The 20,921-nt window shown below is 66.1% G+C and carries 25 protein-coding genes; 5 read left to right on the forward strand and 20 right to left on the reverse strand.

Translation table 11 applies throughout. From position 1 onward, the window contains the following. Positions 1-130 precede the first annotated feature (130 nt). Positions 131-1,441 carry an O-acetylhomoserine aminocarboxypropyltransferase gene (locus ABIC94_RS09500; protein ID WP_354372778.1) on the reverse strand — a complete coding sequence of 437 codons (1,311 nt, stop codon included), beginning with the start codon at positions 1,439-1,441 and terminating at the stop codon, positions 131-133. Between the two features lie 142 nt (positions 1,442-1,583). Here ABIC94_RS09500 and ABIC94_RS09505 point away from each other — a divergent pair, with 142 nt between their 5' ends. Beyond that, positions 1,584-2,024: a CBS domain-containing protein gene (locus tag ABIC94_RS09505; RefSeq protein ID WP_354372779.1), complete on the forward strand. Its 441-nt coding sequence runs from the start codon at positions 1,584-1,586 to the stop codon at positions 2,022-2,024. A gap of 30 nt (positions 2,025-2,054) precedes the next feature. Here ABIC94_RS09505 and ABIC94_RS09510 read toward each other — a convergent pair whose 3' ends face one another. After that, positions 2,055-3,047, reverse strand: coding sequence for a Bug family tripartite tricarboxylate transporter substrate binding protein (locus tag ABIC94_RS09510; protein ID WP_354372780.1), 993 nt, complete (start codon positions 3,045-3,047; stop codon positions 2,055-2,057). Between the two features lie 8 nt (positions 3,048-3,055). Then, on the reverse strand, positions 3,056-4,147 hold the full coding sequence (gene add, locus ABIC94_RS09515; RefSeq protein WP_354372781.1) for an adenosine deaminase: 1,092 nt from the start codon (positions 4,145-4,147) through the stop codon (positions 3,056-3,058). Positions 4,148-4,232: 85 nt separating this feature from the next. Between add and ABIC94_RS09520 the strand changes: the two genes are divergently transcribed. Next, entirely contained in the window at positions 4,233-5,189 is a 957-nt protein-coding gene (locus ABIC94_RS09520; protein WP_354372782.1) for a LysR family transcriptional regulator, read from the forward strand. A gap of 12 nt (positions 5,190-5,201) precedes the next feature. Here ABIC94_RS09520 and ABIC94_RS09525 read toward each other — a convergent pair whose 3' ends face one another. Next, positions 5,202-6,419: a polyhydroxyalkanoate depolymerase gene (locus tag ABIC94_RS09525; RefSeq protein WP_354372783.1), complete on the reverse strand. Its 1,218-nt coding sequence runs from the start codon at positions 6,417-6,419 to the stop codon at positions 5,202-5,204. A gap of 101 nt (positions 6,420-6,520) precedes the next feature. Here ABIC94_RS09525 and ABIC94_RS09530 point away from each other — a divergent pair, with 101 nt between their 5' ends. Further along, positions 6,521-7,177 (forward strand): glutathione S-transferase, encoded by a 657-nt coding sequence (locus tag ABIC94_RS09530; RefSeq protein WP_354372784.1) that lies wholly within the window; start codon positions 6,521-6,523, stop codon positions 7,175-7,177. A gap of 10 nt (positions 7,178-7,187) precedes the next feature. On the opposite strand, the gene ABIC94_RS09535 is transcribed toward ABIC94_RS09530, so the two are convergent. The 5 genes from ABIC94_RS09535 to ABIC94_RS09555 are packed head-to-tail and all read right to left on the reverse strand — an operon-like array spanning position 7,188 to position 10,291. After that, a complete protein-coding gene (locus ABIC94_RS09535) occupies positions 7,188-7,535 on the reverse strand; it encodes a DOPA 4,5-dioxygenase family protein (RefSeq protein ID WP_354372785.1) in 348 nt (115 codons plus the stop codon). A gap of 7 nt (positions 7,536-7,542) precedes the next feature. Continuing rightward, entirely contained in the window at positions 7,543-8,172 is a 630-nt protein-coding gene (locus ABIC94_RS09540) for a DUF4166 domain-containing protein (RefSeq protein ID WP_354372786.1), read from the reverse strand. Between the two features lie 9 nt (positions 8,173-8,181). After that, the gene (locus ABIC94_RS09545; RefSeq protein ID WP_354372787.1) at positions 8,182-9,177 is read right to left on the reverse strand and encodes an SAM-dependent methyltransferase; all 996 of its coding nucleotides are present in this window, start codon (positions 9,175-9,177) and stop codon (positions 8,182-8,184) included. A gap of 17 nt (positions 9,178-9,194) precedes the next feature. Further along, complete coding sequence (locus tag ABIC94_RS09550; RefSeq protein WP_354372788.1) at positions 9,195-9,620, reverse strand: thiol-disulfide oxidoreductase DCC family protein; 426 nt, start codon at positions 9,618-9,620, stop codon at positions 9,195-9,197. Positions 9,621-9,676: 56 nt separating this feature from the next. Beyond that, on the reverse strand, positions 9,677-10,291 hold the full coding sequence (locus tag ABIC94_RS09555) for a GbsR/MarR family transcriptional regulator (protein WP_354372789.1): 615 nt from the start codon (positions 10,289-10,291) through the stop codon (positions 9,677-9,679). Between the two features lie 119 nt (positions 10,292-10,410). Here ABIC94_RS09555 and ABIC94_RS09560 point away from each other — a divergent pair, with 119 nt between their 5' ends. After that, the gene (locus ABIC94_RS09560) at positions 10,411-11,505 is read left to right on the forward strand and encodes a PA0069 family radical SAM protein (protein WP_354372790.1); all 1,095 of its coding nucleotides are present in this window, start codon (positions 10,411-10,413) and stop codon (positions 11,503-11,505) included. A gap of 138 nt (positions 11,506-11,643) precedes the next feature. Further along, the gene (locus ABIC94_RS09565) at positions 11,644-12,138 is read left to right on the forward strand and encodes a gluconokinase (RefSeq protein WP_354372791.1); all 495 of its coding nucleotides are present in this window, start codon (positions 11,644-11,646) and stop codon (positions 12,136-12,138) included. Here ABIC94_RS09565 and gnd read toward each other — a convergent pair. From gnd to ABIC94_RS09620, 11 genes are all read right to left on the reverse strand, one after another. Continuing rightward, positions 12,135-13,553 carry a decarboxylating NADP(+)-dependent phosphogluconate dehydrogenase gene (gene gnd, locus ABIC94_RS09570; RefSeq protein ID WP_354372792.1) on the reverse strand — a complete coding sequence of 473 codons (1,419 nt, stop codon included), beginning with the start codon at positions 13,551-13,553 and terminating at the stop codon, positions 12,135-12,137. The two genes, ABIC94_RS09565 and gnd, sit on opposite strands and share 4 nt — an antisense overlap. Before the next feature lie 105 nt (positions 13,554-13,658). Continuing rightward, on the reverse strand, positions 13,659-14,267 hold the full coding sequence (locus tag ABIC94_RS09575; RefSeq protein ID WP_354372793.1) for a 3'-5' exonuclease: 609 nt from the start codon (positions 14,265-14,267) through the stop codon (positions 13,659-13,661). Beyond that, positions 14,264-14,677 (reverse strand): TfoX/Sxy family protein, encoded by a 414-nt coding sequence (locus ABIC94_RS09580; RefSeq protein ID WP_354372794.1) that lies wholly within the window; start codon positions 14,675-14,677, stop codon positions 14,264-14,266. Before ABIC94_RS09580 ends, ABIC94_RS09575 begins: the two co-directional genes overlap by 4 nt. Positions 14,678-14,732: 55 nt before the next feature. Beyond that, complete coding sequence (locus tag ABIC94_RS09585; RefSeq protein ID WP_354372795.1) at positions 14,733-15,122, reverse strand: VOC family protein; 390 nt, start codon at positions 15,120-15,122, stop codon at positions 14,733-14,735. Positions 15,123-15,144: 22 nt separating this feature from the next. Continuing rightward, entirely contained in the window at positions 15,145-15,657 is a 513-nt protein-coding gene (locus tag ABIC94_RS09590) for a GNAT family N-acetyltransferase (protein ID WP_354372796.1), read from the reverse strand. A gap of 36 nt (positions 15,658-15,693) precedes the next feature. Beyond that, positions 15,694-16,569 carry an S-formylglutathione hydrolase gene (gene fghA, locus ABIC94_RS09595; protein WP_354372797.1) on the reverse strand — a complete coding sequence of 292 codons (876 nt, stop codon included), beginning with the start codon at positions 16,567-16,569 and terminating at the stop codon, positions 15,694-15,696. After that, positions 16,566-17,492, reverse strand: a complete 927-nt coding sequence (locus ABIC94_RS09600; protein ID WP_354372798.1) for an alpha/beta fold hydrolase — start codon at positions 17,490-17,492, stop codon at positions 16,566-16,568. The genes fghA and ABIC94_RS09600 overlap by 4 nt, the downstream gene beginning before the upstream one ends. 22 nt (positions 17,493-17,514) lie before the next feature. Beyond that, a complete protein-coding gene (locus ABIC94_RS09605; RefSeq protein ID WP_055799863.1) occupies positions 17,515-18,621 on the reverse strand; it encodes an S-(hydroxymethyl)glutathione dehydrogenase/class III alcohol dehydrogenase in 1,107 nt (368 codons plus the stop codon). 53 nt (positions 18,622-18,674) lie between these two features. Continuing rightward, positions 18,675-19,313 (reverse strand): glutathione S-transferase family protein, encoded by a 639-nt coding sequence (locus tag ABIC94_RS09610; protein WP_354372799.1) that lies wholly within the window; start codon positions 19,311-19,313, stop codon positions 18,675-18,677. Next, on the reverse strand, positions 19,310-20,173 hold the full coding sequence (locus ABIC94_RS09615) for an aromatic ring-hydroxylating dioxygenase subunit alpha (protein ID WP_354372800.1): 864 nt from the start codon (positions 20,171-20,173) through the stop codon (positions 19,310-19,312). Before ABIC94_RS09615 ends, ABIC94_RS09610 begins: the two co-directional genes overlap by 4 nt. Before the next feature lie 9 nt (positions 20,174-20,182). Then, complete coding sequence (locus tag ABIC94_RS09620) at positions 20,183-20,884, reverse strand: Rieske (2Fe-2S) protein (RefSeq protein ID WP_354372801.1); 702 nt, start codon at positions 20,882-20,884, stop codon at positions 20,183-20,185. Between the last annotated feature and the right edge of the window lie 37 nt (positions 20,885-20,921).

Consider the following 20,921-nt stretch of genomic DNA (forward strand, 5'->3'; position numbering starts at 1 on the left):
GATGGGGTGCCTTGCGCAGCGAAATAAAGGAGGAGGCCGCAGGCCGGGGGACATTCGCGGAGCAAGGTACCCCGTCGGCGGGAGCGCGCCCCGAATGAACCCACGAGCGTTGAACACGAAAACAAAACATTCAGCCACCCGCCTTTTCCGCAGCCTTCAGCGCCCGCTTCAGGTCGTCGATCAGGTCGGCCGGATCTTCGAGCCCGATCGAAAGCCGGATCGTCCCTTGCGAAATGCCCGCACCCGCCAGCGCCTCGTCGGTCATGCGGAAATGCGTGGTGCTTGCAGGGTGAATCACCAGGCTGCGGCAATCGCCTACGTTGGCCAGGTGGCTGAAGAGCTTCAGCGCTTCGATAAACGCCTTGCCCTGCGCGCGGCTGCCCTTGATGTCGAAACTGAACACCGCGCCGGCACCGCGCGCACCATGGCGCAACAGCTTCTGCGCGAGTGCGTGGCTAGGGTGCGATTCGATCAGCGGGTGGCCCACGCGCGACACGAAGGGGTGGCTGGAAAGGAACTCGACCACCTTCTGCGTGTTGTCGATGTGACGCTCCATGCGCAGCGGCAAGGTTTCGATGCCCTGCAATATCAGCCAGGCCGTGTGCGGGCTCATTGAGGCGCCGAAGTCGCGCAGGCCCTCGCGCCGGGCGCGCAGCAAAAAGGCGCCGACCGTGCTTTCCTCGCTGAAGACCATGTTGTGGAAGCCGTCATAAGCCTGGGTGAGCTCGGCGAATTTGCCCGATTTCTCCCAGTCGAAACTACCGCCGTCGACCACCACGCCGCCAATCACGGTGCCATGGCCCGAGAGAAACTTGGTCGCCGAGTGATAGACCAGATCGGCGCCCCAGTCGAAGGGCTTGATCAGGTACGGCGACGTGAGCGTGGAATCGACCAGCAGGGGCACGCCGGCTTCGTGGGCAATGTCGCTCACCGCCGGAATGTCGAGCACGTCGAGCCCGGGGTTGCCCACGGTTTCGCCGAAGAAGAGCTTGGTTTCGGGGCGCACGGCGGCACGCCAGCCGTCCAGGTCGCCGGGCTTCACGAAGGTGGTTTCGATGCCGAAGCGCCGCATCGTGTAGTGCAGCAGGTTCTGCGAGCCGCCGTAAAGCGCGGTGCTCGCCACGATGTGGGAGCCCGCGCCCATGAGCGTGGCTATCGAGAGATGCAGCGCGGCCTGCCCGCTGGCGGTGGCAATGGCGCCAATGCCGCCTTCGAGCGCTGAAACGCGCTGCTCGAGCACCGCATTGGTGGGGTTGCTGATGCGCGAGTACACATGGCCCGCGCGCTCGAGGTTGAAGAGCGCCGCCGCATGGTCGCTCGACTCGAAGACGAAAGAAGTGGTGAGGTGGATCGGCACCGCCCGCGCGCCGGTGGCGGGGTCGGGTGCGGCGCCTGCATGCAGCGCCAAAGTATCGAATCCGGGGTCGGAATAGCCGGGCATGAGGACCTTTCTGGGTTCGTTCGCAATGCCCCGTTACGTCTGCTAATCATGCGCGCGCATCATGGGCGTGGGAGTCGGCGCCGATTGTGGGCTATATTCAAATCGGCACCCCGCCGAGAACGATTTCCGAGAGGAGCACACGATGAAAGTCAGCGACATCCTTCGCGTCAAGGGCAGCACGCTCTTCACCATCACGCCTGACGACCTGCTGGCCGAAGCGGTCAATACCATGGCGGAAAAGGACATCGGCTCCCTGGTGGTCATGGAACACGGCGATCTGGTCGGCATGCTCACCTTTCGGGAAGTGATCCTGGCCCTTGTCGACAACGGCGGCCAGGTGGGCGGCACGCTCGTGCGCAAGGCCATGGACGACGCGCCCGTGACCTGCACGCTCGAAACCGAACTCGACGAAATCCGCCGCATCATGCTGGAGCGCCACGCGCGCTACATGCCCGTGATGGACAAGCGCATGCTGATGGGCGTGATCAGCTTCTACGACGTGGCCAAGGCCGTGGTGGACAGCCAGAACTTCGAGAACAAGATGCTGAAGGCCTACATCCGCGACTGGCCCGAAGAGCAGTAACCAGCCGAGCTCCGGCTCTGGCTGGATAGCTTATTCCTTGATATTGGCCGACTGCACGATCTTCTGATTGCGGGCGTATTCGGCCTGCACGAACTGGCCGAACTGCTCGGACGTGCCGCTACCGGGCAGGGCGCCTTGCTCATTGAGCTTGGCACGCACCTGTTCTTCGGCGAGCACCGCGTTCAGCTCTTGGTTGAGGCGCGCCACCACAGCGGGCGGGGTCCTGGCGGGGGCGAAGATGCCGGTCCAGCTCACCATGTCGTAGCCCTTGAGTCCGGGCATCTCGTTGAAGGTGGGCAAGTTGGGCAGCGCGGCGAGGCGCTGGCTGCCGGTGACGCCCAGCGCCTTCAGGCGATTGCCGTTCACATGCGGAATGGCGCTGGTGCTGACCAGCATCGCCAGGTCGACCTGGTTGCCGATCACGTCGGTGGCAATCTGCGCGCCGCCGCGGTAGGGCACATGGGTCACGAAGATGCCGCTGCGCTGCTTCAAAAGCTCCATGGCCAGCTGCAGCACCGTGCCCACGCCCGAGGTGGCGTAGCTGTAGGCACCGGGCTTGGCCTTGGCGAGCTTCACGAAGTCGGCATAGGTCTGGGCCTCGAGGCCGGGGCGAGCCACCAGCACCATTGGCGCGGTGTTGAGCATGCCGATCGGGGCCAGGTCCTTGAGCGGATCGAACTTGAAAGCCGAGGGGTTGACCAGCCGGCCGATTGCGATGGCGCTGTCGGGCCCGACCACCAGCGTGTAGCCGTCGGGCGCCGCATTCACGGCCTTGGCCACGCCGATGGCGCCGCCCGCGCCGCTCACGTTCTCGATGACGACCGACTGCTTCAGCCGCTCGGCCAGCCGCGTGGCGACGAGGCGGGCGTTGACGTCCACGCTGCCGCCCGCCGTGTAGGGAACGATCAGCGTGATCGGCTTGGCGGCGGGCCATGCGGCCTGCGCGAGCGCGGCGGCAGGCAGCATCGCGCAGAGGGTGGCGGCAAGAAGAGTGCGGAGGGGCAGGCTGAAGGGTTTGGTCATGGCTTGGCTCATTGCGGGTGGGCGGGATGCGGCTCTTGTGCAAGGCGGGCGCGCAGCGTGTCGAACTCCCGGCTCCATTGCATGCGCCATGCGCGGCGCTGGGTGTCGTCGATCCATGCGCCGTCGAGCCCGTTGTGCATGAAGCCGCGCAGGTCGTCCAGCCCGAAGCCAAAGTCGCGCACCATCATCAGCCAGGCCTGCGTGGGCGTCACCTTGTGCAGCGTCGGGTCGTCGGTATTGGGGTGGATGCGCAGGCCCAGGCCGGGCATGCGGCGAATGGGATGGTCGAGCGCCCAGCGCTCGGGTGGCAGGGTGCGCAGGTAGTAGGAGTTGGTCGGCACCACGGTAAAGATCACGCCGCGCTCGGCGCACTGGCGTGCGAAGTCGGGCTGGTCGACCACCGTGTAGCCGTGGTCGATGCGGTCGACCTGCAGCATGTCGAGCGCGGTGCGCACGTTGGTCCACGGCATGCCGAACTCGCCGGCGTGCGCGGTGGCCTTGAGCCCCGCGCGCCGCGCTTCGGCATAAGCCTCGGCGAAGAGTTCGGGCGGCCGGTCGACCTCGCGGTAGTCGATGCCGATGCCGATCACCTCGTCGCAGCGGTGGGTCTTGACCCACTCCACCATCTCTACGGCGGCCTCCGGGCTGGCCTCGCGGTCGATGGCGGCAATGAGCCGGCCGGTAATGCCGAACTCCTGCTGCGCGTCCTGGATTGCGCGCACGATCGCGCACTGCGCCATGGGATACGGAATGCCGGAACCATGCACAGTGCCCGTCGGGTTCCAGAAGAACTCGGCGTAGCGCACGTTGTGGGCCGCCGCGTCCTCGAGGTATTCGCGCGTCAGCTGATAGAGGTCGCCGGGGCCGCGCACCAGTTGCGCATCGAGCGCGCGCAGCACGCGCAGCACGCCCACCGGCTTTTCTCCACGCGTATAGAAGCCTTCGATTTCCTCGGCCGCGAGCGGCGAACCGGCGCGATGGTTGAGTTGCCTGAAGGTTTCGTGGCGCACCGTGCCGAACAGGTGGCAATGCAGCTCCACCTTCGGAATCGCGTGCAGCATGGATTCCAGCGTGAGGGGCGGCAAGGTGGGGCTGGTCATGCCGGCCAGTCTAGGGAGCGGGGCTCCATAAGCGAAATTTTGAATTTCTATAATTTGATTCATCAAATCGATAACCGGAACGCCAATGGCCTCTTCGCCGCTTCGGGCGCTCACCCTGCGCCAGCTTCAGTTCTTCTCGGTGCTGGTGGAAGAAGGGCACTTCGGCCGCGCGGCGCGCCGGTTGGCCATTACGCAGCCGGCGCTGAGCAACGCCATCAAGCAGATGGAAAAACTGCTTGGCACAGAACTGCTGACCCGTTCCACCCATCGCCTGGAGCTCACGCCTGTGGGCGCCGAGGTGCTGGCGCGCACCGATTTCCTGGTCAACGCCTTCGACGTGGCGCTGCGCGATATCGAGAGCACGGTGCAACGCGGCCGGGCCTTTGTGCGCGTCGGCGTGATTCCATCGGCCAGCGCGCGCGTCATGGCCGCGGCCAGCGAGTTTCTTCAAGGCGGCGGGCGCGAGGTCGAGATCGCCTGGCATGACGCACCCTCGACCGACTTGCTGGCCGAGCTGCGAGGCGGCCAGCTCGACATGGCGATTGCAGCCATTACCGAGCCGCCCGGCGGCCTGACCTGCGTCGACCTGTTCCGCGACCCGCTGGTGCTGGTGGTGCGGCGCGACCATGCGCTGGCCGCGGCCGAGGACACGAGCTGGGAGGCCATCGGCAAGGAGCGGCTGGTGCTGTTCGAGAGCGGCAGCATGCCGGCACTCGGCAACCCGGCCCGCGCGCAATTCGAGCAGGGCCCCGAACCCTACCGCGTGAGCTATTCCGAAACGCTGTATGCACTGGTGCGCAGTGGCCAGGCCCTGGGATTGATGCCGCGGCTCTACACCTCGTCGCTGCGCGATCCCGAACTGGTGGTGCTGCCGCTGCTGAAGCCGCGCATCGAGCGCCGCGTGGTGCTGGCCTACTTGCCGGGGCCCATGCGCAACGTGGCAGCACAAGAGCTGATTGCGTTCCTGCGCGAGCGGCTTCCTCAAGCCGGCGAAGTGGCGGTGCGGCGCGTGGCTGCGAAGGGCGCGCGCAGCCGGCGCTGAACGCTGGTTGATCTAGTGCAGCTCAGCCGCAGCGTGAATGGTTTCCCGCACCCGCGGATAGATCTGCGCATTCCACTTGCTGCCGCTGAAAACGCCGTAGTGACCCACGCCGGCCTGCAGGTGGTGCGTCTTCAGGTATGGCCGGATGCTGGTGCAAAGGTCTTGCGCCGCCACGGTCTGGCCGACCGCGCAGATGTCGTCGCGCTCGCCTTCCACGGTGAGCAGCGCGGTGCGGCGGATGGCGGCCGGGTTGACCGTGCGGTCGCCCACGGTGAGCACGCCGCGCGGCAGGTCGTAGGTCTGGAACACGCGCTCCACCGTCTCCAGGTAGAACTCGGCCGGCAGGTCGTTCACCGCCAGGTATTCCTCGTAGAAGGCGGCAATGGTGCGGGCCTTCTCGATCTCGCCTTCGACCAGGTGCTTGGCCATGTCCTCGAACTGCTTCTTGTGGCGCGCGGGGTTCATGCTCATGAAGGCCGAAAGCTGCAGGAAGCCCGGGTACACGCGCCGCATCATGCCGGCATGCGGCCACGGCACGTGGCTGATCAGGTTGCGGCGGAACCACTCGATGGGCTTGCTGGTGGCGAGCTTGTTCACACCGGTGGGGTTGATGCGGCAATCGACAGGGCCGGCCATGAGCGTCAGGCTGCGCGGCGTGGCGGGGTTGTCGTCTTCGGCCATGAGCGCGGTGGCGGCCAGCGCGGCCACGCAGGGCTGGCAGACCGCGACCATGTGCACGCCCGGGCCGACGGCCTCGAGAAATTGGATGAGCTGCAGCGTGTAGTCGTCGAGGCTGAAGCCCCCATGCCAGAGCGGCACGTCGCGCGCGTTGTGCCAGTCGGTCAGGTACACGTCGTGGTCGCGCAGCAGGGTGCGCACGGTTTCGCGCAGCAGTGTCGCGAAGTGGCCCGACAGTGGTGCAACCAGCAGCACGGGCGGGTGCACGGCTTTCGTGTCCTTGCGGAAATGCAGCAGCGTGCCGAAGGGCGAGACCAGTGTTTTCTCTTCGTGCACGGGGGTTTCCGCGCCATCGACCAGAACGCTGCCAATGGCGTAGTCGGGCCGCGAATGGGTCAGTCGCATGCGCGAGAAAACCTCGAACTGCGCGGCCATGCGCCGCACCATGGTGCGTTCGGTGCCGTCCTTCCAGAGCGCCTGGCCGAGGTACTGGGCTGCGAGCCGGGAGGGCGAGAGCAGGTCGGCTTGGTTCTGGTAGGCCCGGTACAACATATAAGTAGTACAGGCAAGTTGCGGGCCAAGCGGTGGCACAGGCCTTGCACGGCCATGGGAGCCAACCCGGCAGCAAGGCAGATCCGCCAAGGAGACCCACGATGGCCAAACCCGTTCTCACCATCAGCAGCAAGAACTACGGCGCCTGGGCGCTGCGGGGCTGGCTGATGTGCAGGCTGGCCGGGCTGGATTTCAGCGAAAAGATCATTCCGCCCGACGATCCGGCGATGAAGGCCGAGATGCTGCTGCTCTCGTCGTCGATGCTGGTGCCTTCGCTGCAGCACGGCAGCGTGAAGGTGTGGGACACGCTGGCCATCGGCGAATACCTGAACGAGATCAAGCCCAAGGCCGGACTGCTGCCGGCCGACATCCAGGCCCGCGCGCATTGCCGCGCAATCTGCGGCGAAATGCATTCCGGATTTGCTTCGATGCGCGGCGCCTTGCCGATGAACATCAAGGCCCGCTTTCCGGGTTTCAAGATCTGGTCGCGTGCGCAAGCCGACATCGACCGCATCGTCGCCATCTGGCGCGAGTGCCTGAAGACCTATGGCGGCCCCTTCCTGTTCGGCAAGCAGCCCGGCATGGCCGACGCCATGTACGCGCCGGTGGTTACGCGCTTTCTGAGCTACGACGTGCCGCTGGACACCGTCTGCGCCTCATACTGCAAGCGCGTGATGGACTTGCCCGCCATGCAGGAGTGGGTGGCCGCCGCGAAGCAGGAACCCGAGGAAATCGACGAACTGGACGCGGAGTTCTGAGCCGAGCCCCCTAGTGCCGGAACATCCGCAGGTCGAGCGCGCTTTCCTCGCCAAGCCACATGGCATGCGCCGTGTGGTCGGCCAGGTCGTCGCCCGTGACGCCGTGCACAAAAATGTCGAGGCCGTTGCGGTTGGCCTCCAGCCACTCGATGACCTGATCGAACTCGGCCGCGTCGAACGCCAGTTGGCAGCTCCAGTGCGGATGCGGGCCGACCAGCCGTTCGTGCACCCGGCCCACCACCACCATCAGCTCGCGGCCCGCGCGCTCGCACAACTGCCTTGCCTGGGCCACCGTGGCGGGGCCGAAGTAGACGTGGGCGTGGTATTGCGGATAGAGGTTTTCAGGGCGGCGCGGCATGATCGGCTCATTGTGGCCCCAACCGGAAGCGCCCGCTGTAGCGGAACACATCGCCGAACCAGCGGTGGCGCAGCACCATCTTCATGGTGAAGCCGTCGGCATCGTTCGGATCGGGCCGTTCTTCGACGTAGGCGGTGCCGAGCAGCAGGCCGAGCGGCAGCGGCAAGCGCAGCCTGCCAAGGCGCCAGATGTAGCCCCGGTCGCGGAACACCAGCGCGCCTTCTTCCGCGCTCACGGCCAGGCGCATGCCGATACCGAAGCGCACGTATTCGATGACCTCGTTGCCGCCCTTTTTCGCGTGCGCCACGTGTGCCATGTGCGATCGGAAGTGGAACGGTGCGCGGCCTTCGAAGCTGAAGACGCGGTCCCAGTACAGAAAGGCGTCGCCGGGGCGGCAGCGGTAGTGCACTTCGATGGGCACGCCGGTGCCGGTGTAGGGAACGAGCGCACCGAACAAGCGGCCGAAGGGCATCAGCATGCCCGCCCAAGGCGCGTGATGCACTTCGTCCATGATGCCTCGCACGCACACGTGGGCGTTCGAGAACGGCGCCATCGTGTAGTGCCGGCGGATCACGTCGCCGAGTTGCTCCCAGCCAGGGCCGAGCGCTTGCTGGAAGACGGGCCGTGTGTCGTTCATGCGGCCGTTTCAGCCGCTGCGCTTGGCGGTCACGATGCAGTAGTCGAAGTCGCGCCAGAAAATTCCCAGCACCAGGGCGCAATAGCTGGCCACGATGTGCTTGCGGCGCCAGGGGCTGAGCCGGCCGCGCGCCTTCCAGAGCTCGACCAGCGCAAAGCGCGTGGCCAGCGCCGGAATGTGCAGCGCACTGGGTGCCACGCGCCAGCGCAGCGACTGCACCTCGATGTCTTCGAAGCCGTTGTCGCGCAGCGCGGCCACGAAATCGTCCTGCACGGCCAGCGTGGGCACGGCCCAGCTGTCGGCCCACAGACGGTGCAGCCAGCCGGCACTGCGGCCGGGCTGGCGCCGCAGCAGAAAGCCGTCGACCACCGCCAGCCGCGCGCCGGGCTTCAGCAGGCGGGCCGCCTCGCGCACGAAATCGGCCTTGGCCGTGCCATTGGCATAGCAGGCGCTTTCCACGGCCCATGCGCCGTCGGCTTGCGCCGCGGGCAGGCCGGTGCGCGTGTAGTCGGCCTCGATGTGCGCCATGCGATCGGCCACTCCGGCACGGGCGTCGAGCCGGGCGGCGATGCTGTTCTGCACAGCCACGTTGGTCACGGTGACGGCGTACAGCGACGGGTCGTCGCCTACCAGCGTGCGCGCGGTTGCGCCCGCGCCGCAGCCGAGATCGATCACGCAGCGGCGGCGTTGCGAGGCCTCTTGCGCCAGCCGTGGTTCACCCGATTCGTCGAGCTTCAATGCGCGGCCGACCGCGCGGTTCATTTCCACCAGCATGACTTCGCGGCGCAGCGGATTGAGCCCGAGCCGCCAGAAGCCGAAGTGCATGTTGTAGCTGGGGCTCCATGCGCGGTAGTCGTCGGCCACCTCGGTGAAGTAGTCGTGCGTGTCGGCCGTGGTGATGGCGGGGTTGGAGAACGGAGCTTCGGGCGCGGCAAGCGGGTGTGGCGCGAGAGGGCCACCTGGCGTTTGCGGCACGCGGAAATCGGGCTGGAAAACATTGGGCACGAAAGCTCCTTCTTTTTTCAGATTCGGCAGTTGCCGCCGGCGCACGTGGCCGACGAGCGCGCGGCCTTTCCGGCGAGCACGGCGACCAGCCAGCGCGGCAGCCGGTAGCGGTTGCGTGCGAGCACCGCATAGGCGCGGTCGGCCAGCGGCGCGACGAGCGGCAAATCGAGCAGGAAGCTGCCGCTCGGCAGCCCCACGGCATCACGGCAGGCCCGTATGGCGGGAACACCCGCGAACACTTGCCCGGCGGCATCGACCGCATGAATGGCTGTCATCAACGCCTCGCGCGGCGCAGGGCCGGCGTTGAAATCGGCGGGCGAGCAGTCGACGAGGTTCAGGCGCTCGGCGGAATCGCGCGCCTTCATGCCGTTCATCTCGGCCGTGCAGAGGGCGCAGGTGGCGTCGTAGTAGACCGTGAGGGGATAAGTGGCAGTGGAGCGCATGGGTTTTGTTTCGTTATTTCTGTCAAAACAGAAATTAATGGGCAAAAAAAGAGAGCTCAGATCATCGGCAGGCTGGCATGGTGTGCATCGGGGTCGTCGTCGTTCTTCTTGGGTGACTTGGGTGGTGCGGGGGCTGCAGGAGCGGAATCGCCGCCGCGAACGAACTTCTGCACGCTGGCGCCGAGCGTCAGCACCTTGTCGAGCGTGCCGGGCGAGAGCCGCAGCATTTCGTCGGCCCAGGTGGCAAGCTTGCTCATCAGGTCCATGGTGGAGCGGATGCGGTCTTGCGCGTCGGCGGGCTCCTTCTGGAAGTCGGGGCTGGAGACCAGTTCGCGCAGCATGCGGATGGTGGGGTCGAACTCGCGTTCCTTGCGCTCGCGCACCACGGTGCGGAACAGCTCCCACACGTCGACGCTGGTTTCGAAGTAGTCGCGCCGGTCGCCGAGGATGTGCGTCACGCGAACCAGGTTCCACGCCTGCAGTTCCTTCAGGCTGTTGCTCACATTGGAGCGGGCCACGCCGAGCGTCTCGGAGAGCTCTTCCGCGTGCATGGGCTTGCCGTGCGCGAACAGCAGCGCGTGGATCTGCGAGACGGTGCGGTTCACGCCCCACATGGAGCCCATTTCGCCCCAGTGGAGGACGAACTTGCGTTGGATGTCGGTGAGTTCCATGTCTCGGAGTCTAGGATTTTAGAAATTTCTGTCAATAGAGAAATTGAAAATTCGTTTGCCGGATCGATCGGATTGGAATACTGTACAAATAACCAGTATTCAGCGAGAAAGGATCTGCCATGCCGGCTGCCCACATTCCCATCCACGCCATCAAGGGCCGCGGCGCGGCCACGCGCCTGGCGCACCGCTTTTCGCGCGACGAGCGCAATGCCTTCGACGACGGCTGGGGCACGCTCGAAGAAGGCGCGGCCGAAGCCGAAGACCTGCCGCCGCTTGCTACCGAGGTGCGCTTCGAAGACGTGAAGTCGGTGCTCAATGAAAACGACTCGCCCGATGTGTCGTTCGACCGTTCGCTGAACCCGTACCGCGGCTGCGAGCATGGCTGCATCTACTGTTTTGCCCGGCCGACCCACAGCTACCTCAACCTCTCGCCGGGGCTCGACTTCGAAACCAAGCTCATCGCCAAGCGCAACATCGTCGAGGTGCTGCGTACCGAACTCGGCCGCAAGGGCTACCGACCCAGCCACATCGCGATAGGCACCGCCACCGATTGCTACCAGCCCATCGAGCGCGAACTGCGGCTGACCCGATCGATCATCGAGCTGCTGAAGGAAACGCGGCACCCGTTCGCGCTGGTGACCAAGTCGAGCGCGGTCGAGCACGACCTCGACCTGATCGCGCCCATGGCCGCCCAGCACCTGGCCGCGGTGTACGTGACCGTGACCACGCTCGACGGCGAGCTGGCCCGCAAGCTCGAGCCGCGCGCGGCCGCGCCGCATCGGCGGCTGCGCACCATTCGCACCCTGGCCGAAGCGGGCGTGCCGGTGGGCGTGAGCGTGGCGCCGCAGATTCCGTTCGTCAACGAAGACATGGAGCAGGTGCTCGAAGCGGCCTGGGCGGTCGGTGCGCGCAGCGCCTTCTACACGGTGATCCGGCTGCCTTGGGAAGTGGCGCCGCTCTTCAAGGAATGGCTGGAGCTGCACTACCCGCAGCGCGCCGACCGCATCATGGCGCGCATCCACGAAATGCGCGGCGGCAAGGACTACGACGCCGACTTTGCGACGCGCATGAAGGGCTCCGGCCTCTGGGCCGACCTGATCCGCCAGCGCTTCGAGAAGGCGGCAAACCGCATCGGCTTCAACCGCGAGCGCATTCCGCTCGACCTGGGCGCTTTCCGGCCGCCCGGTGCGGCGGGGCAGGGCAGTCTTTTTTGAGGGCTCTTGCCGTGCGGCCCGCAGCCGGGTATTGCTTCAAATCCGTTTCAAAATAAGCGGTAGATTCAACCCACCGGCGGCAGCGGCCGTCCGGCCTTGGCTGCAAAGGTACACATGAACGGGATATGGATGGTGGTAATGGGAGTTTCAGGCTGCGGCAAGTCGAGCCTGGGGGCGGCGCTTGCCACCGCCTTTGCGCTGCCGCTGATCGAAGGGGACGATCACCACCCTGCGTCGAACGTCGAAAAAATGCGCCAGGGCATTCCGTTGACCGATGCCGACCGCGCCGGCTGGCTTGCCACGCTCGGCCGCGCGCTTGCCGACAAACCGCAGGGCGCGGTGTTGACTTGCTCGGCGCTCAAGCGTGCTTACCGCGAGCAGTTGCGTGCGGCCATGCCGGACCTGCGTTTCGTGTTCATGTCCATCGAGCGTGACGAGGCCGAGCGGCGCGTGGCCGCACGTGCGGGCGCGGGCGAGCACATGTTTCCGGCCAGCCTGGTGGCCAACCAGTTCGCGACGCTCGAATCCCCGGTGGGCGAACCCGGCGTGGTGACCGTCGACGCGACCGCGCCGCTGCCGGAACTGGTAGCGCAGGTCAAACGCGAAATCCCGGAAGCTGCGCGCCAGCCCTAGATCACTTCCGGCCAGTTGGTATGGAAGAACTCGCCCGCGGGCTTGTCGACCCGCTCATACGTATGCGCGCCAAAAAAGTCGCGCTGTGCCTGCAGCAGGTTTGCCGATAGCCGCTCAGTGCGGTAGCTGTCGTAGTAGGCGAGCGATGCGCTGAACGCCGGCACCGGGATGCCGTTGCTCACGGCTAGCGCCACCACGTCGCGCCAGTTCTGCTGCGTGCGGTTGAGCACGTCCTTGAAGAAGGGGTCGAGCATCAGGTTGCCCAGTGCGGGATCGGTGCGGTAGGCGTCGGTGATGCGGTTCAGGAAGCGCGCGCGAATGATGCATCCGCCGCGCCATATCGCCGCGATGCGGCCGAGGTCGAGCTTCCACTCCTTCTTTTCGCCCATGGTCTTGATGAGGTCGAAGCCCTGCGTGTAGCTGATGACCTTCGAGGCATAGAGCGCGTCGTGCACCTTGGCCACCAGCGCCTTCTTTTCGAGCGAGAGTGCGGCCTTCGGCCCCTGCAGCAGCTTGCTCGCCGCCACGCGTTGCTTCTTTTGCGACGACAGCACGCGCGCCTCGACAGCGGCGTTGATGGTGCTGATGACCACCGCGTTCTCGGCCGCGTTGATGAGCGTCCACTGGCCCGTACCCTTCTGGCCCGCCTTGTCGAGAATGAGGTCGACGATCGGCTTGCCGGTTTCCGGGTCTTTCTGCTCGAGCGCCTTGGCGGTGATCTGGATCAGGTAGCTCTGCAGTTCGCCTTCGTTCCATTCGTTGAAGACCGCGGCCATCTCGTCGGTGGTGAAGCCGGCGGCCTTGAACAGGCTGTAGGCCTCGCAGATCAGCTGCATGTCGCCGTACTCGATGCCGTTGTGCACCATCTTCACGTAGTGGCCCGCGCCGCCGGGGCCGATGTGAATCACGCAGGGCTCGCCGTCCACCTTGGCTGCAATGCTCTCGAAAATCGGCTTCATCACCTCCCAGGTGGAAAGCGGCCCGCCCGGCATGATCGACGGGCCCTTGCGCGCGCCTTCTTCGCCGCCCGACACGCCCGCACCGATGAAGCGCAGGCCCTTGCCCGAAAGATGCGCATCGCGCCGTTCGGTGTCGGTATACAGGCTGTTGCCGCCGTCGATGACGATGTCGTCCTTGTCGAGCAGCGGAATCAATTGCTCGATGACCTGGTCGACCGGTGCGCCGGCCTTCACCATGATCTGGATCTTGCGGGGCCTGGCGAGGCTTTGAACGAATTCCTCGAGCGTCTTCGCGCCGATCAGCTTCTTGCCGGGGTTCGCCGCCACGAAGGCCTCGGTGGTGGCTTCGGTGCGGTTGTGCACGCTGACCTGGAAGCCGCGGCTTTCCACGTTCAGCACGAGGTTCTGGCCCATCACGGCCAGGCCGATCAAACCGAAATCGCTTTTGTTGCTCATGGCCCTTCTTTCGTGTGCGATGGATGTGACCGGCATTGTGCCGGGGGTACCGCCGGGCTGCTGCTGGAGCGCGCCTATGGCCGAGCGGGCCGCAGGGGCGGCAGTTCAGCCGCCGAAGAGCGCATCGAACACGCGGATGGAGGCATAGGCGTCGTTGGCCGCGTAGCGGATCTGCGCTTCGGTCAACTGCTTATTGGCCCAGTTCGACGTGGTCGCCTTGCGCGACTTGACGAAGCGGCGGTTGAACACCAGCGCCACGGCCGTCTTCACGCCCACCGACTTGCGGTAGCCCTGGCGGCGAAACTCGGTGTCGATGTCGAACACCGCCTTCGGCTCGATGTTGAGGCGGTTGCGTATGAGCGTGAGATCGCTCGAAAGGCCGAAGCCGACCTTCTTGAGTTCGGTCGAGGCGAGCAGCGCGGCGACGACCGGGTTGCATTCGGTGCGGTGCAGCTGGAAAAGCCACGCCTTCTCGCGCGTGGAAAACTGCACCACGTGCGGGCCGCCAGACACCTCGTTCTTGGCGAAGGTGGGCTTCGATTCAGTGTCGAAGCCTGCAACGCCGGCGGCCAGCAGCTCGGCGGCGGCGTGCTCGGCGTCTTGCAGCGTTGTGACGACGACGATGTCCTGAAGGCCGAGGCCCTCGAAGGCTTCCAGAAGCGCGATCTGCTCGCGTTCGGGAAGGGGCGGCAGCGCGATGATGTCGTCGCTCACGAGGAGGCTGCTTTCTTTTTCTTCTTCACTGGGACTTTCTTTGCGGTTGCCTTCTTTGCGGCGGTTTCGGTCTTTTTCTTCTTCGGCGGCTGGCCCGAGCGCAAGGCCGCTTCGTAGGCGCGGCGGCCCCAGAGCGCGGCTTCCTCGCGGTCCTCGAAGAGGTCGGCGGGCGCTTGCCGGTACGACATCGGCATGGCCTTGCCGTTGCGCTCGTAGGTGAAGGGCGGCAGGTTCAGCTTGTCGAAATGCTCGGCACTGCCGGCATCGGACTTCAGGTAGAGCGTGTCCCTGGCCACGAACGCGATCATCCGGGCCTCGTGCCACACGCCATGGCCGCCGAACATGCGGCGCGTCTCGATGCGGCCGAGGCGCTCGAAGATCTCGTGCAGGCTTTGTACGAATTCGCTCATCGCGCAAGCTTCGCGAGATGCGCTGCGGCATGCGCCGTGGAAACGGCCCGGCGGCTCATGCGGTGATCTCGATGCGGTTGCCGTCCGGGTCGAGCACCACGCTCTCGTAGTAGCCGTCGCCCGTGCGGCGCGGGCCGTCGAGCAGCGGGTAGCCGTCGGCCTTCAGGCGCTGCGTGAGCTCGTCCACGGCCGCGTCCGAACCCACGCTGATGGCCAGGTGCGTCCATCCCATGCGCTGCGCGCCGGGTTCGGCGGGCACGGGCGAGAGGGTGCTGGTGGCCATGGCTTCGATGCGGGCGCCGTCGCCCAGGCTCAGGAAGCAGGAGGCAAAACCCTTGGCCGGGTTGACGTAGCCCGCGCCGGCCGTGGCGCCGAAGTAGTCGACGTAGAAGCGCTTGCAGCGTTCGAGATCGGTGGTCCAGAGAGCAATGTGATCGATGCGCATGAGAAACAGGGAAAGAAAGCGCTCAGCCGATAGGCCGTGGCTGTCGCGATGGCCGTGGCAGGCTCTGCGGATACCAATGGTAGGCGACGCGTTCGCGTCCGCTGGTGGGATGCCGGTCGACCGCGCCGCGCACGAGGCCGTAGCGCTCGTAGAAGCGCTGGGCCGCGGTGTTGTTGATGGCAACGTGAAGCTTCCAGCCGAGCGGCATGCGCACGCTGGCTTCGTCGAGCAGCGCCTGCCCGAGACCCTGGTTGCGCAGGTGCGGTTCGACAAACAGTTGCGCCACGTATTCGCGCCGCGCCAGCAGCACCATGAAGGCAAGCACCTGGCCTTCGCGCTCTGCGAGCACGATGTCCGCCGGGGGCACGAATTCGGTTTGCACGCGCCGCAGCCAATGCGTGATCGGCTCGATGACGGTGGCCCTGCGGTTGGCCGCGATCCAGGCCCGGCGCCAGATGCCGGCCAGCACCAGGTTCTCTTCGGGGGCGCCGTCGCGGGAGCGCAATTGGAAGGCAGGAATCTGTGCTGCGGACATGCGCTACATGATACGGCGCCCGTCCGTCGAGGTCGATCAGCCGTGCAGCGTTTGCGCGTGGTGCGCGATATGGTCCGCCATGAAGGTCTGGATGAAGTAGTAGCCGTGGTCGTAGCCCGCGTGGCGGCGCAACGTGAGCGGCTGGCCGGCGGCAAAGCAGGCGCCCTCGAACGCCTCCGGATACAACTGCTCGGCAAGGAATTTGTCGGCCAGGCCCTGGTCGATCAAAATGCCCTGCGGGTAGGGCGCGGCGGTCTGCGATTTCATGAGTGCGCTGGCGTCGTGCGCAAGCCATTGGGCGCGGTCGCCGCCGGGCTCTCCCAGGTAGCCGCTGAACGCCTTTTCGCCCCAAGGGCATTGCGTGGGCGCGCAGATGGGGGCAAAAGCCGACAACGACTTGAAGCGGCCCGGGTGCCGCATCGCGAGCGTGAGCGCACCGTGGCCGCCCATCGAATGGCCGAAGATGCCAAGGCGCTGGTCGTCGACGGCGAAGTGCTTTGCCACGAAGGGCAGCAGCTCGTGCACGATCCAGCTTTCCATGCGCCAGTGGGCGGACCACGGAGCCTCGGTCGCGTCGAGGTAGAAGCCCGCGCCAATACCGAAGTCCCAGTTCGCGGTGGCGCCGGGCAGGCCTTCTACAGCGCTCCCGCGCGGGCTGGTGTCGGGCGCGATCAGTGCCAGGCCCAAGCTTGCCGCCATGCGCTGCGCACCGGCCTTCACCGCGAAGGTTTCCTCGTTGCAGGTCAGCCCCGCGAGGTAGAGCAAAGCCGGCACGCGTTCATGCGCGGCCTGCGGCGGCAGGTAGACCGAGAAGCGCATCGGCAACCCGATTTCGTGCGAGGCGTGCTCGTGAAAACTTTGCACGCCGCCGAAGGCATGGTGCTCGGAAAGGGTCTTGAAGATGTCGGTCATCGGGAGTTGGTGTTGTGCCGTAGAGCGGGCACGAGTTCGAGCACGGCGTCGGCAAAGATGCGCGGCGCCTCTTGCGGCATGTTGTGGCCCACGCCCGGCACCAGCCGGTGCGAGCGCGCTCCGCTGAAGCAGTGCGCATGGGCCGAGGCCTCGGCGGGCGGGCGTACGCCGTCGTCGAGGCCGTCGAAGGTGATGGTGGGCACGGAGACCGCAGGCTGCGCGGCCAGCCGGCGTTCGATGCCGGCGCAGGCCGGGTCGCCCGGAACGAGCCCGAAGCGGTGCCGGTACGAATGGATCACCACGTCGACGAAGTCGGGGTTGTCGAAGGCGGCGGCGCTACGCTCGAAAGTGGCGTCATCGAACTTCCATGTCGGCGACCACAGTTGCCACAGCAGGCGGGTGAGCGCCTTGCGGTCTTTTGCCAGACCGGCGCGGCCGCGCTCGCTGTGAAAGTAATACTGGTACCAGAGGCTGTGTTCGTTCGCGGGCGTGTCGGGCGTCATCGCCTTCGCGATGTTCTGGATGTTGTAGCTGTTGAACGAAACCAGCCCCGCACAGCGCTCGGGCCACAGGGCCGCCACCACGCAGGCGGCGCGGCCGCCCCAGTCGTAGCCGGCGAGCACCGCGCGCGGAATGGCAAGCGCATCGAGCAGCGCGAGCAGGTCGGCGCCGAGCGCGGCCTGCTCGCCGGAGCGCGGCGTGGCATCGCTCAGGAAGCGCGTGGCGCCGTAGCCTCGCAGATAAGGAACGACCACGCGGCAGCCCTGGTCGGCGAGCATTGGCGCCACTTCGGCATAGGTGTGAATATCGTAGGGAAAGCCGTGCATCAGCAGCACGGGCGGGCCGTCGGCCGGGCCGGCTTCGTAATAGGCGATTTCGAGAACGCCCGCTTCGATCTTGCGCAAGGGCTCCATGCGATTCATGGCGGGCGTTCTCCTCGAAAGGCTAGTAAAGCACCACGCCGCGGATCGACTCGCCGCGCTTCATTAGGTCGAAGCCCTTGTTGATGTCTTCGAGCGGCATGGTGTGCGTGATCAGGTCGTCGATGTTGATCTTGCCTTCCATGTACCAGTCGACGATCTTGGGCACATCGGTGCGGCCGCGCGCGCCGCCGAAGGCCGAGCCTTCCCACTTGCGGCCGGTGACCAGCTGGAAGGGGCGCGTGCTGATCTCGGCGCCGGCCTCGGCCACGCCGATGATGATGCTGCGGCCCCAGCCCTTGTGCGTGCATTCGAGCGCCTGGCGCATCACCTTGGTGTTGCCGATGCACTCGAAGCTGTAGTCCGCGCCGCCGTCGGTCAGCTGAACGATGGCATCGACCACGTTCTCGGTGTCTTTGGGGTTGATGAAATGCGTCATGCCGAACTTGCGCGCCATGGCTTCGCGCTCGGGGTTCAGGTCGACGCCGATGATCTTGTCGGCGCCCACCATCTTCGCGCCCTGGATCACGTTCAGGCCAATGCCGCCGAGGCCGAACACCACCACGTTGGCGCCGGCTTCCACCTTGGCCGTGAAGATCACCGCGCCAATGCCGGTGGTCACGCCGCAGCCGATGTAGCAGACCTTGTCGAACGGCGCGTCTTCGCGGATCTTGGCGAGCGAGATTTCAGGCGCGACCGTGTAGTTGCTGAAGGTCGACGTGCCCATGTAGTGGAAGATCGGCTTGCCGTCCAGGCTGAAGCGCGAGGTGGCATCGGGCATCAGGCCCTTGCCTTGCGTGCCGCGGATCAGCTGGCAGAGGTTGGTCTTGCGCGACAGGCAGAACTTGCACTGGCGGCACTCGGGCGTGTAGAGCGGAATGACGTGGTCGCCCTTCTTGAGCGTGGTAACGCCGGGGCCCACGTCGACCACGATGCCCGCGCCTTCATGGCCGAGGATGGCCGGGAAGATGCCTTCGGGGTCGGCGCCCGAGAGCGTGTAGTAGTCGGTGTGGCAGATGCCGGTGGCCTTGATCTCGACCAGCACCTCGCCGAACTTCGGGCCCTCGAGGTCGACGGTTTCGATGGTGAGGGGGTCTCCGGATTTCCAGGCGACGGCAGCTTTGGTTTTCATGGGGCTTCAGGGCAAAGAGGGGAAGGGATCGGCAAGGATACCCAGACCGGCGTTCAGGCGGGGTCGGCAGGAAAGATACCCGACATTCCGATGAAATCGGGCAGATGGCGAAAGTCCCAGACCCAGCTTCGCAATGCGGGGTATTCGTCCAGGGAAATTCCGCCTTCGCCGGCCAGCGCCACATAAGGAAAACAGGCCAGGTCGGCCACGGTGGCGTGCGGCCCGGCCAGCCATTGCCGGCCCTCGCAGGCCCGCTCGGCCAGGTGATCGTCCAGCATACGAAAGACCGCATGCGCGCCGCGCCGGCAGGCTTCGATGTCGAGATTTTCGTAGCCGAATGCATCGTGCAGCCGGGCCGCCGATGCGGTGCGGGTGATGTCGTCGGCCGTGGCGAACCACATCGCGATCTGCCCGCGCAACCGCGGGTCGGCCGGGTACCAGCGGCTTTGCGGGGCGTACTTGCTCGCGAGATAGACGAGGATGGCCTGCGCGTCGCGCAGCACGAAACCGTCGTCGTCGATCACCGGGAGCTGCCCCAGCGGATTGACCTGCGCCAGAAACGCGGCCGACTTGTGCTCGCGGCCTGGGTGAAAGTCGACCGGCAGGCCCTGGTAGTCCACGCCGAGCCAGGCGAGCATCTGCCGCACCTTGAAGCAGTTGCCCGAAAGGGCGTAGTCGTAGAGCCGGATCATGCGGCTTCCCTCACGCCGAAGCGCATGCCGCGCTCGCGCAGCCAGCGCCGGTAGGTGACCGAAGAGGTGTCGCCGCGCGTCGGTGTTTCGGCGCGGCCTTCGAGCGGCATGCGCTTGAAGGCGTGGTTCTCGAGAATCGGCTTGTCCTGACCGAAGATCGTTTGCTGGAACGCAATGAGTTCGGCGTCTGTCGAGGTGTCGTCGTAGCAGGCGAGCAGCGTATGGGCGATCACGTGTTCATCATCGAGCGGCTGCAGGAACAGTGCGATGGCATCGAGTTCGCCGGCACGACTGCTCGACTTGTAGAGCATGGCCGTGAGCGGCTGCATGACCCGGTATTTGTAGACCACCTCGCTGCCGCTGTCATGCGCGGCCGAGGCGCGAGGCTGCCAGAAGCGGCAGTCGGTGGCCCAGATTTCTCCGGTGCCTGGTTCGACTTGCACCTGGTACTTCACCACCTCGGTGTGCGGCACTTGGCCCAGGAAGCCGGCATGCACGAAGGGGAAGTGCGCCATGTCGAGAAAGTTCTCGATCACGCGCAGCCCCGACACGGCCACGCCGATGCTGCCGCAATCGACGAGGCGGCGCCCGGGTTCGTCGTATTCGGCAAAGTCGAACAAGGGCCGTGCCGGCTTGCCGCTGGGGCAGACCCAGAGATAGCCGTAGCGCGACTGGATGGCCAATGCCTGCGCGCCAAGCCGGCACTGCGGCGTACCGGTTGCATCGGCCCACAGCTGCAGCGTTTCGCCGAGCAGGCGCGTCGTGCGAGGCTGTGCGTCGGAGGTGCCGGTGAGCGCCGCCGAAGGGCCGGCGACCAGCCAGTCGTCGAGCATGTTGGGGTCGTCGGTGATGAAGGGCATGGTTCTTTTTCAGGCTGCCTTCTGCGGCCGGCGATATTGCTCGATCTCGCCTTCGATCTCGCTGCGCAGGCCTCGCGCGGCTGTATGCAGAGCCTTCATCTCTTCGGTGCCGGGTGCGGCATCGGCCCAGAGATGAACGAAGGCCAGATTCGGTTGTGCGTCGAGCACCAGGGCCAGCGTGTCGACCTGACCGATTACCCCGCGCCATGCGATCCATGCCGCATCTGCCGCGAAGCCGCGCCGAACGAGCGCGTCGCGCACGCCGGCCGCATCGGCGCGCACGGTGAGCGTGCGGCAGAACGACCAGCCGGCAGGCACGATGTCGTCCTGCGGCGGGGCGGGCGGCGCCTCGGATGCAAGGTTGACCCACAGCATGCCCGCCGCGTCGACCGCGCTGAAGACCTTGGCGCACAGGTTGCGCGGCGGCGGCATGTCGGGATGCGCGGGGATGCTCGTGCACTGGCCGCTGCCGGCGGCGTACTGCCAGCCGTGGTACGCACAGGAGAGGCGGTCTTTCAACACTCGCCCGAGCGTGAAGCGCACGCTGCGGTGGGGACAGCGGTTTTCCCATGCCTGGGCCGCGCCGTCGGCCGAACGCCAGAGCGCAAGCTCCTGGCCTTGGACAAAGCCCGCGACGATGTTGGCGCCGGGTCGCACATCGGGCGAGCGGGCCACGGGATGCCAGGGTGAAATGCTGTCTGCGCTCATCATGATGCGCGTTACCTTAGCGCAAGTCTTTGCCGGGGGC

Origin of the sequence: Variovorax paradoxus, assembly GCF_040544635.1 — a bacterium.
Classification (GTDB): domain Bacteria; phylum Pseudomonadota; class Gammaproteobacteria; order Burkholderiales; family Burkholderiaceae_C; genus Variovorax; species Variovorax paradoxus_R.

Excerpts from the sequence above, each read along its gene's own strand:
- ABIC94_RS09500 (WP_354372778.1), bottom strand. The coding sequence starts at position 1,441 with ATGCCCGGCTATTCCGACCCCGGATTCGATACTTTGGCGCTGCATGCA.
- ABIC94_RS09505 (WP_354372779.1), top strand. The coding sequence starts at position 1,584 with ATGAAAGTCAGCGACATCCTTCGCGTCAAGGGCAGCACGCTCTTCACC.
- ABIC94_RS09510 (WP_354372780.1), bottom strand. The coding sequence starts at position 3,047 with ATGACCAAACCCTTCAGCCTGCCCCTCCGCACTCTTCTTGCCGCCACC.
- add (WP_354372781.1), bottom strand. The coding sequence starts at position 4,147 with ATGACCAGCCCCACCTTGCCGCCCCTCACGCTGGAATCCATGCTGCAC.
- ABIC94_RS09520 (WP_354372782.1), top strand. The coding sequence starts at position 4,233 with ATGGCCTCTTCGCCGCTTCGGGCGCTCACCCTGCGCCAGCTTCAGTTC.
- ABIC94_RS09525 (WP_354372783.1), bottom strand. The coding sequence starts at position 6,419 with ATGTTGTACCGGGCCTACCAGAACCAAGCCGACCTGCTCTCGCCCTCC.
- ABIC94_RS09530 (WP_354372784.1), top strand. The coding sequence starts at position 6,521 with ATGGCCAAACCCGTTCTCACCATCAGCAGCAAGAACTACGGCGCCTGG.
- ABIC94_RS09535 (WP_354372785.1), bottom strand. The coding sequence starts at position 7,535 with ATGCCGCGCCGCCCTGAAAACCTCTATCCGCAATACCACGCCCACGTC.
- ABIC94_RS09540 (WP_354372786.1), bottom strand. The coding sequence starts at position 8,172 with ATGAACGACACACGGCCCGTCTTCCAGCAAGCGCTCGGCCCTGGCTGG.
- ABIC94_RS09550 (WP_354372788.1), bottom strand. The coding sequence starts at position 9,620 with ATGCGCTCCACTGCCACTTATCCCCTCACGGTCTACTACGACGCCACC.
- ABIC94_RS09555 (WP_354372789.1), bottom strand. The coding sequence starts at position 10,291 with ATGGAACTCACCGACATCCAACGCAAGTTCGTCCTCCACTGGGGCGAA.
- ABIC94_RS09560 (WP_354372790.1), top strand. The coding sequence starts at position 10,411 with ATGCCGGCTGCCCACATTCCCATCCACGCCATCAAGGGCCGCGGCGCG.
- ABIC94_RS09565 (WP_354372791.1), top strand. The coding sequence starts at position 11,644 with ATGGGAGTTTCAGGCTGCGGCAAGTCGAGCCTGGGGGCGGCGCTTGCC.
- gnd (WP_354372792.1), bottom strand. The coding sequence starts at position 13,553 with ATGAGCAACAAAAGCGATTTCGGTTTGATCGGCCTGGCCGTGATGGGC.
- ABIC94_RS09580 (WP_354372794.1), bottom strand. The coding sequence starts at position 14,677 with ATGAGCGAATTCGTACAAAGCCTGCACGAGATCTTCGAGCGCCTCGGC.
- ABIC94_RS09585 (WP_354372795.1), bottom strand. The coding sequence starts at position 15,122 with ATGCGCATCGATCACATTGCTCTCTGGACCACCGATCTCGAACGCTGC.
- ABIC94_RS09590 (WP_354372796.1), bottom strand. The coding sequence starts at position 15,657 with ATGTCCGCAGCACAGATTCCTGCCTTCCAATTGCGCTCCCGCGACGGC.
- fghA (WP_354372797.1), bottom strand. The coding sequence starts at position 16,569 with ATGACCGACATCTTCAAGACCCTTTCCGAGCACCATGCCTTCGGCGGC.
- ABIC94_RS09600 (WP_354372798.1), bottom strand. The coding sequence starts at position 17,492 with ATGAATCGCATGGAGCCCTTGCGCAAGATCGAAGCGGGCGTTCTCGAA.
- ABIC94_RS09605 (WP_055799863.1), bottom strand. The coding sequence starts at position 18,621 with ATGAAAACCAAAGCTGCCGTCGCCTGGAAATCCGGAGACCCCCTCACC.
- ABIC94_RS09610 (WP_354372799.1), bottom strand. The coding sequence starts at position 19,313 with ATGATCCGGCTCTACGACTACGCCCTTTCGGGCAACTGCTTCAAGGTG.
- ABIC94_RS09615 (WP_354372800.1), bottom strand. The coding sequence starts at position 20,173 with ATGCCCTTCATCACCGACGACCCCAACATGCTCGACGACTGGCTGGTC.
- ABIC94_RS09620 (WP_354372801.1), bottom strand. The coding sequence starts at position 20,884 with ATGATGAGCGCAGACAGCATTTCACCCTGGCATCCCGTGGCCCGCTCG.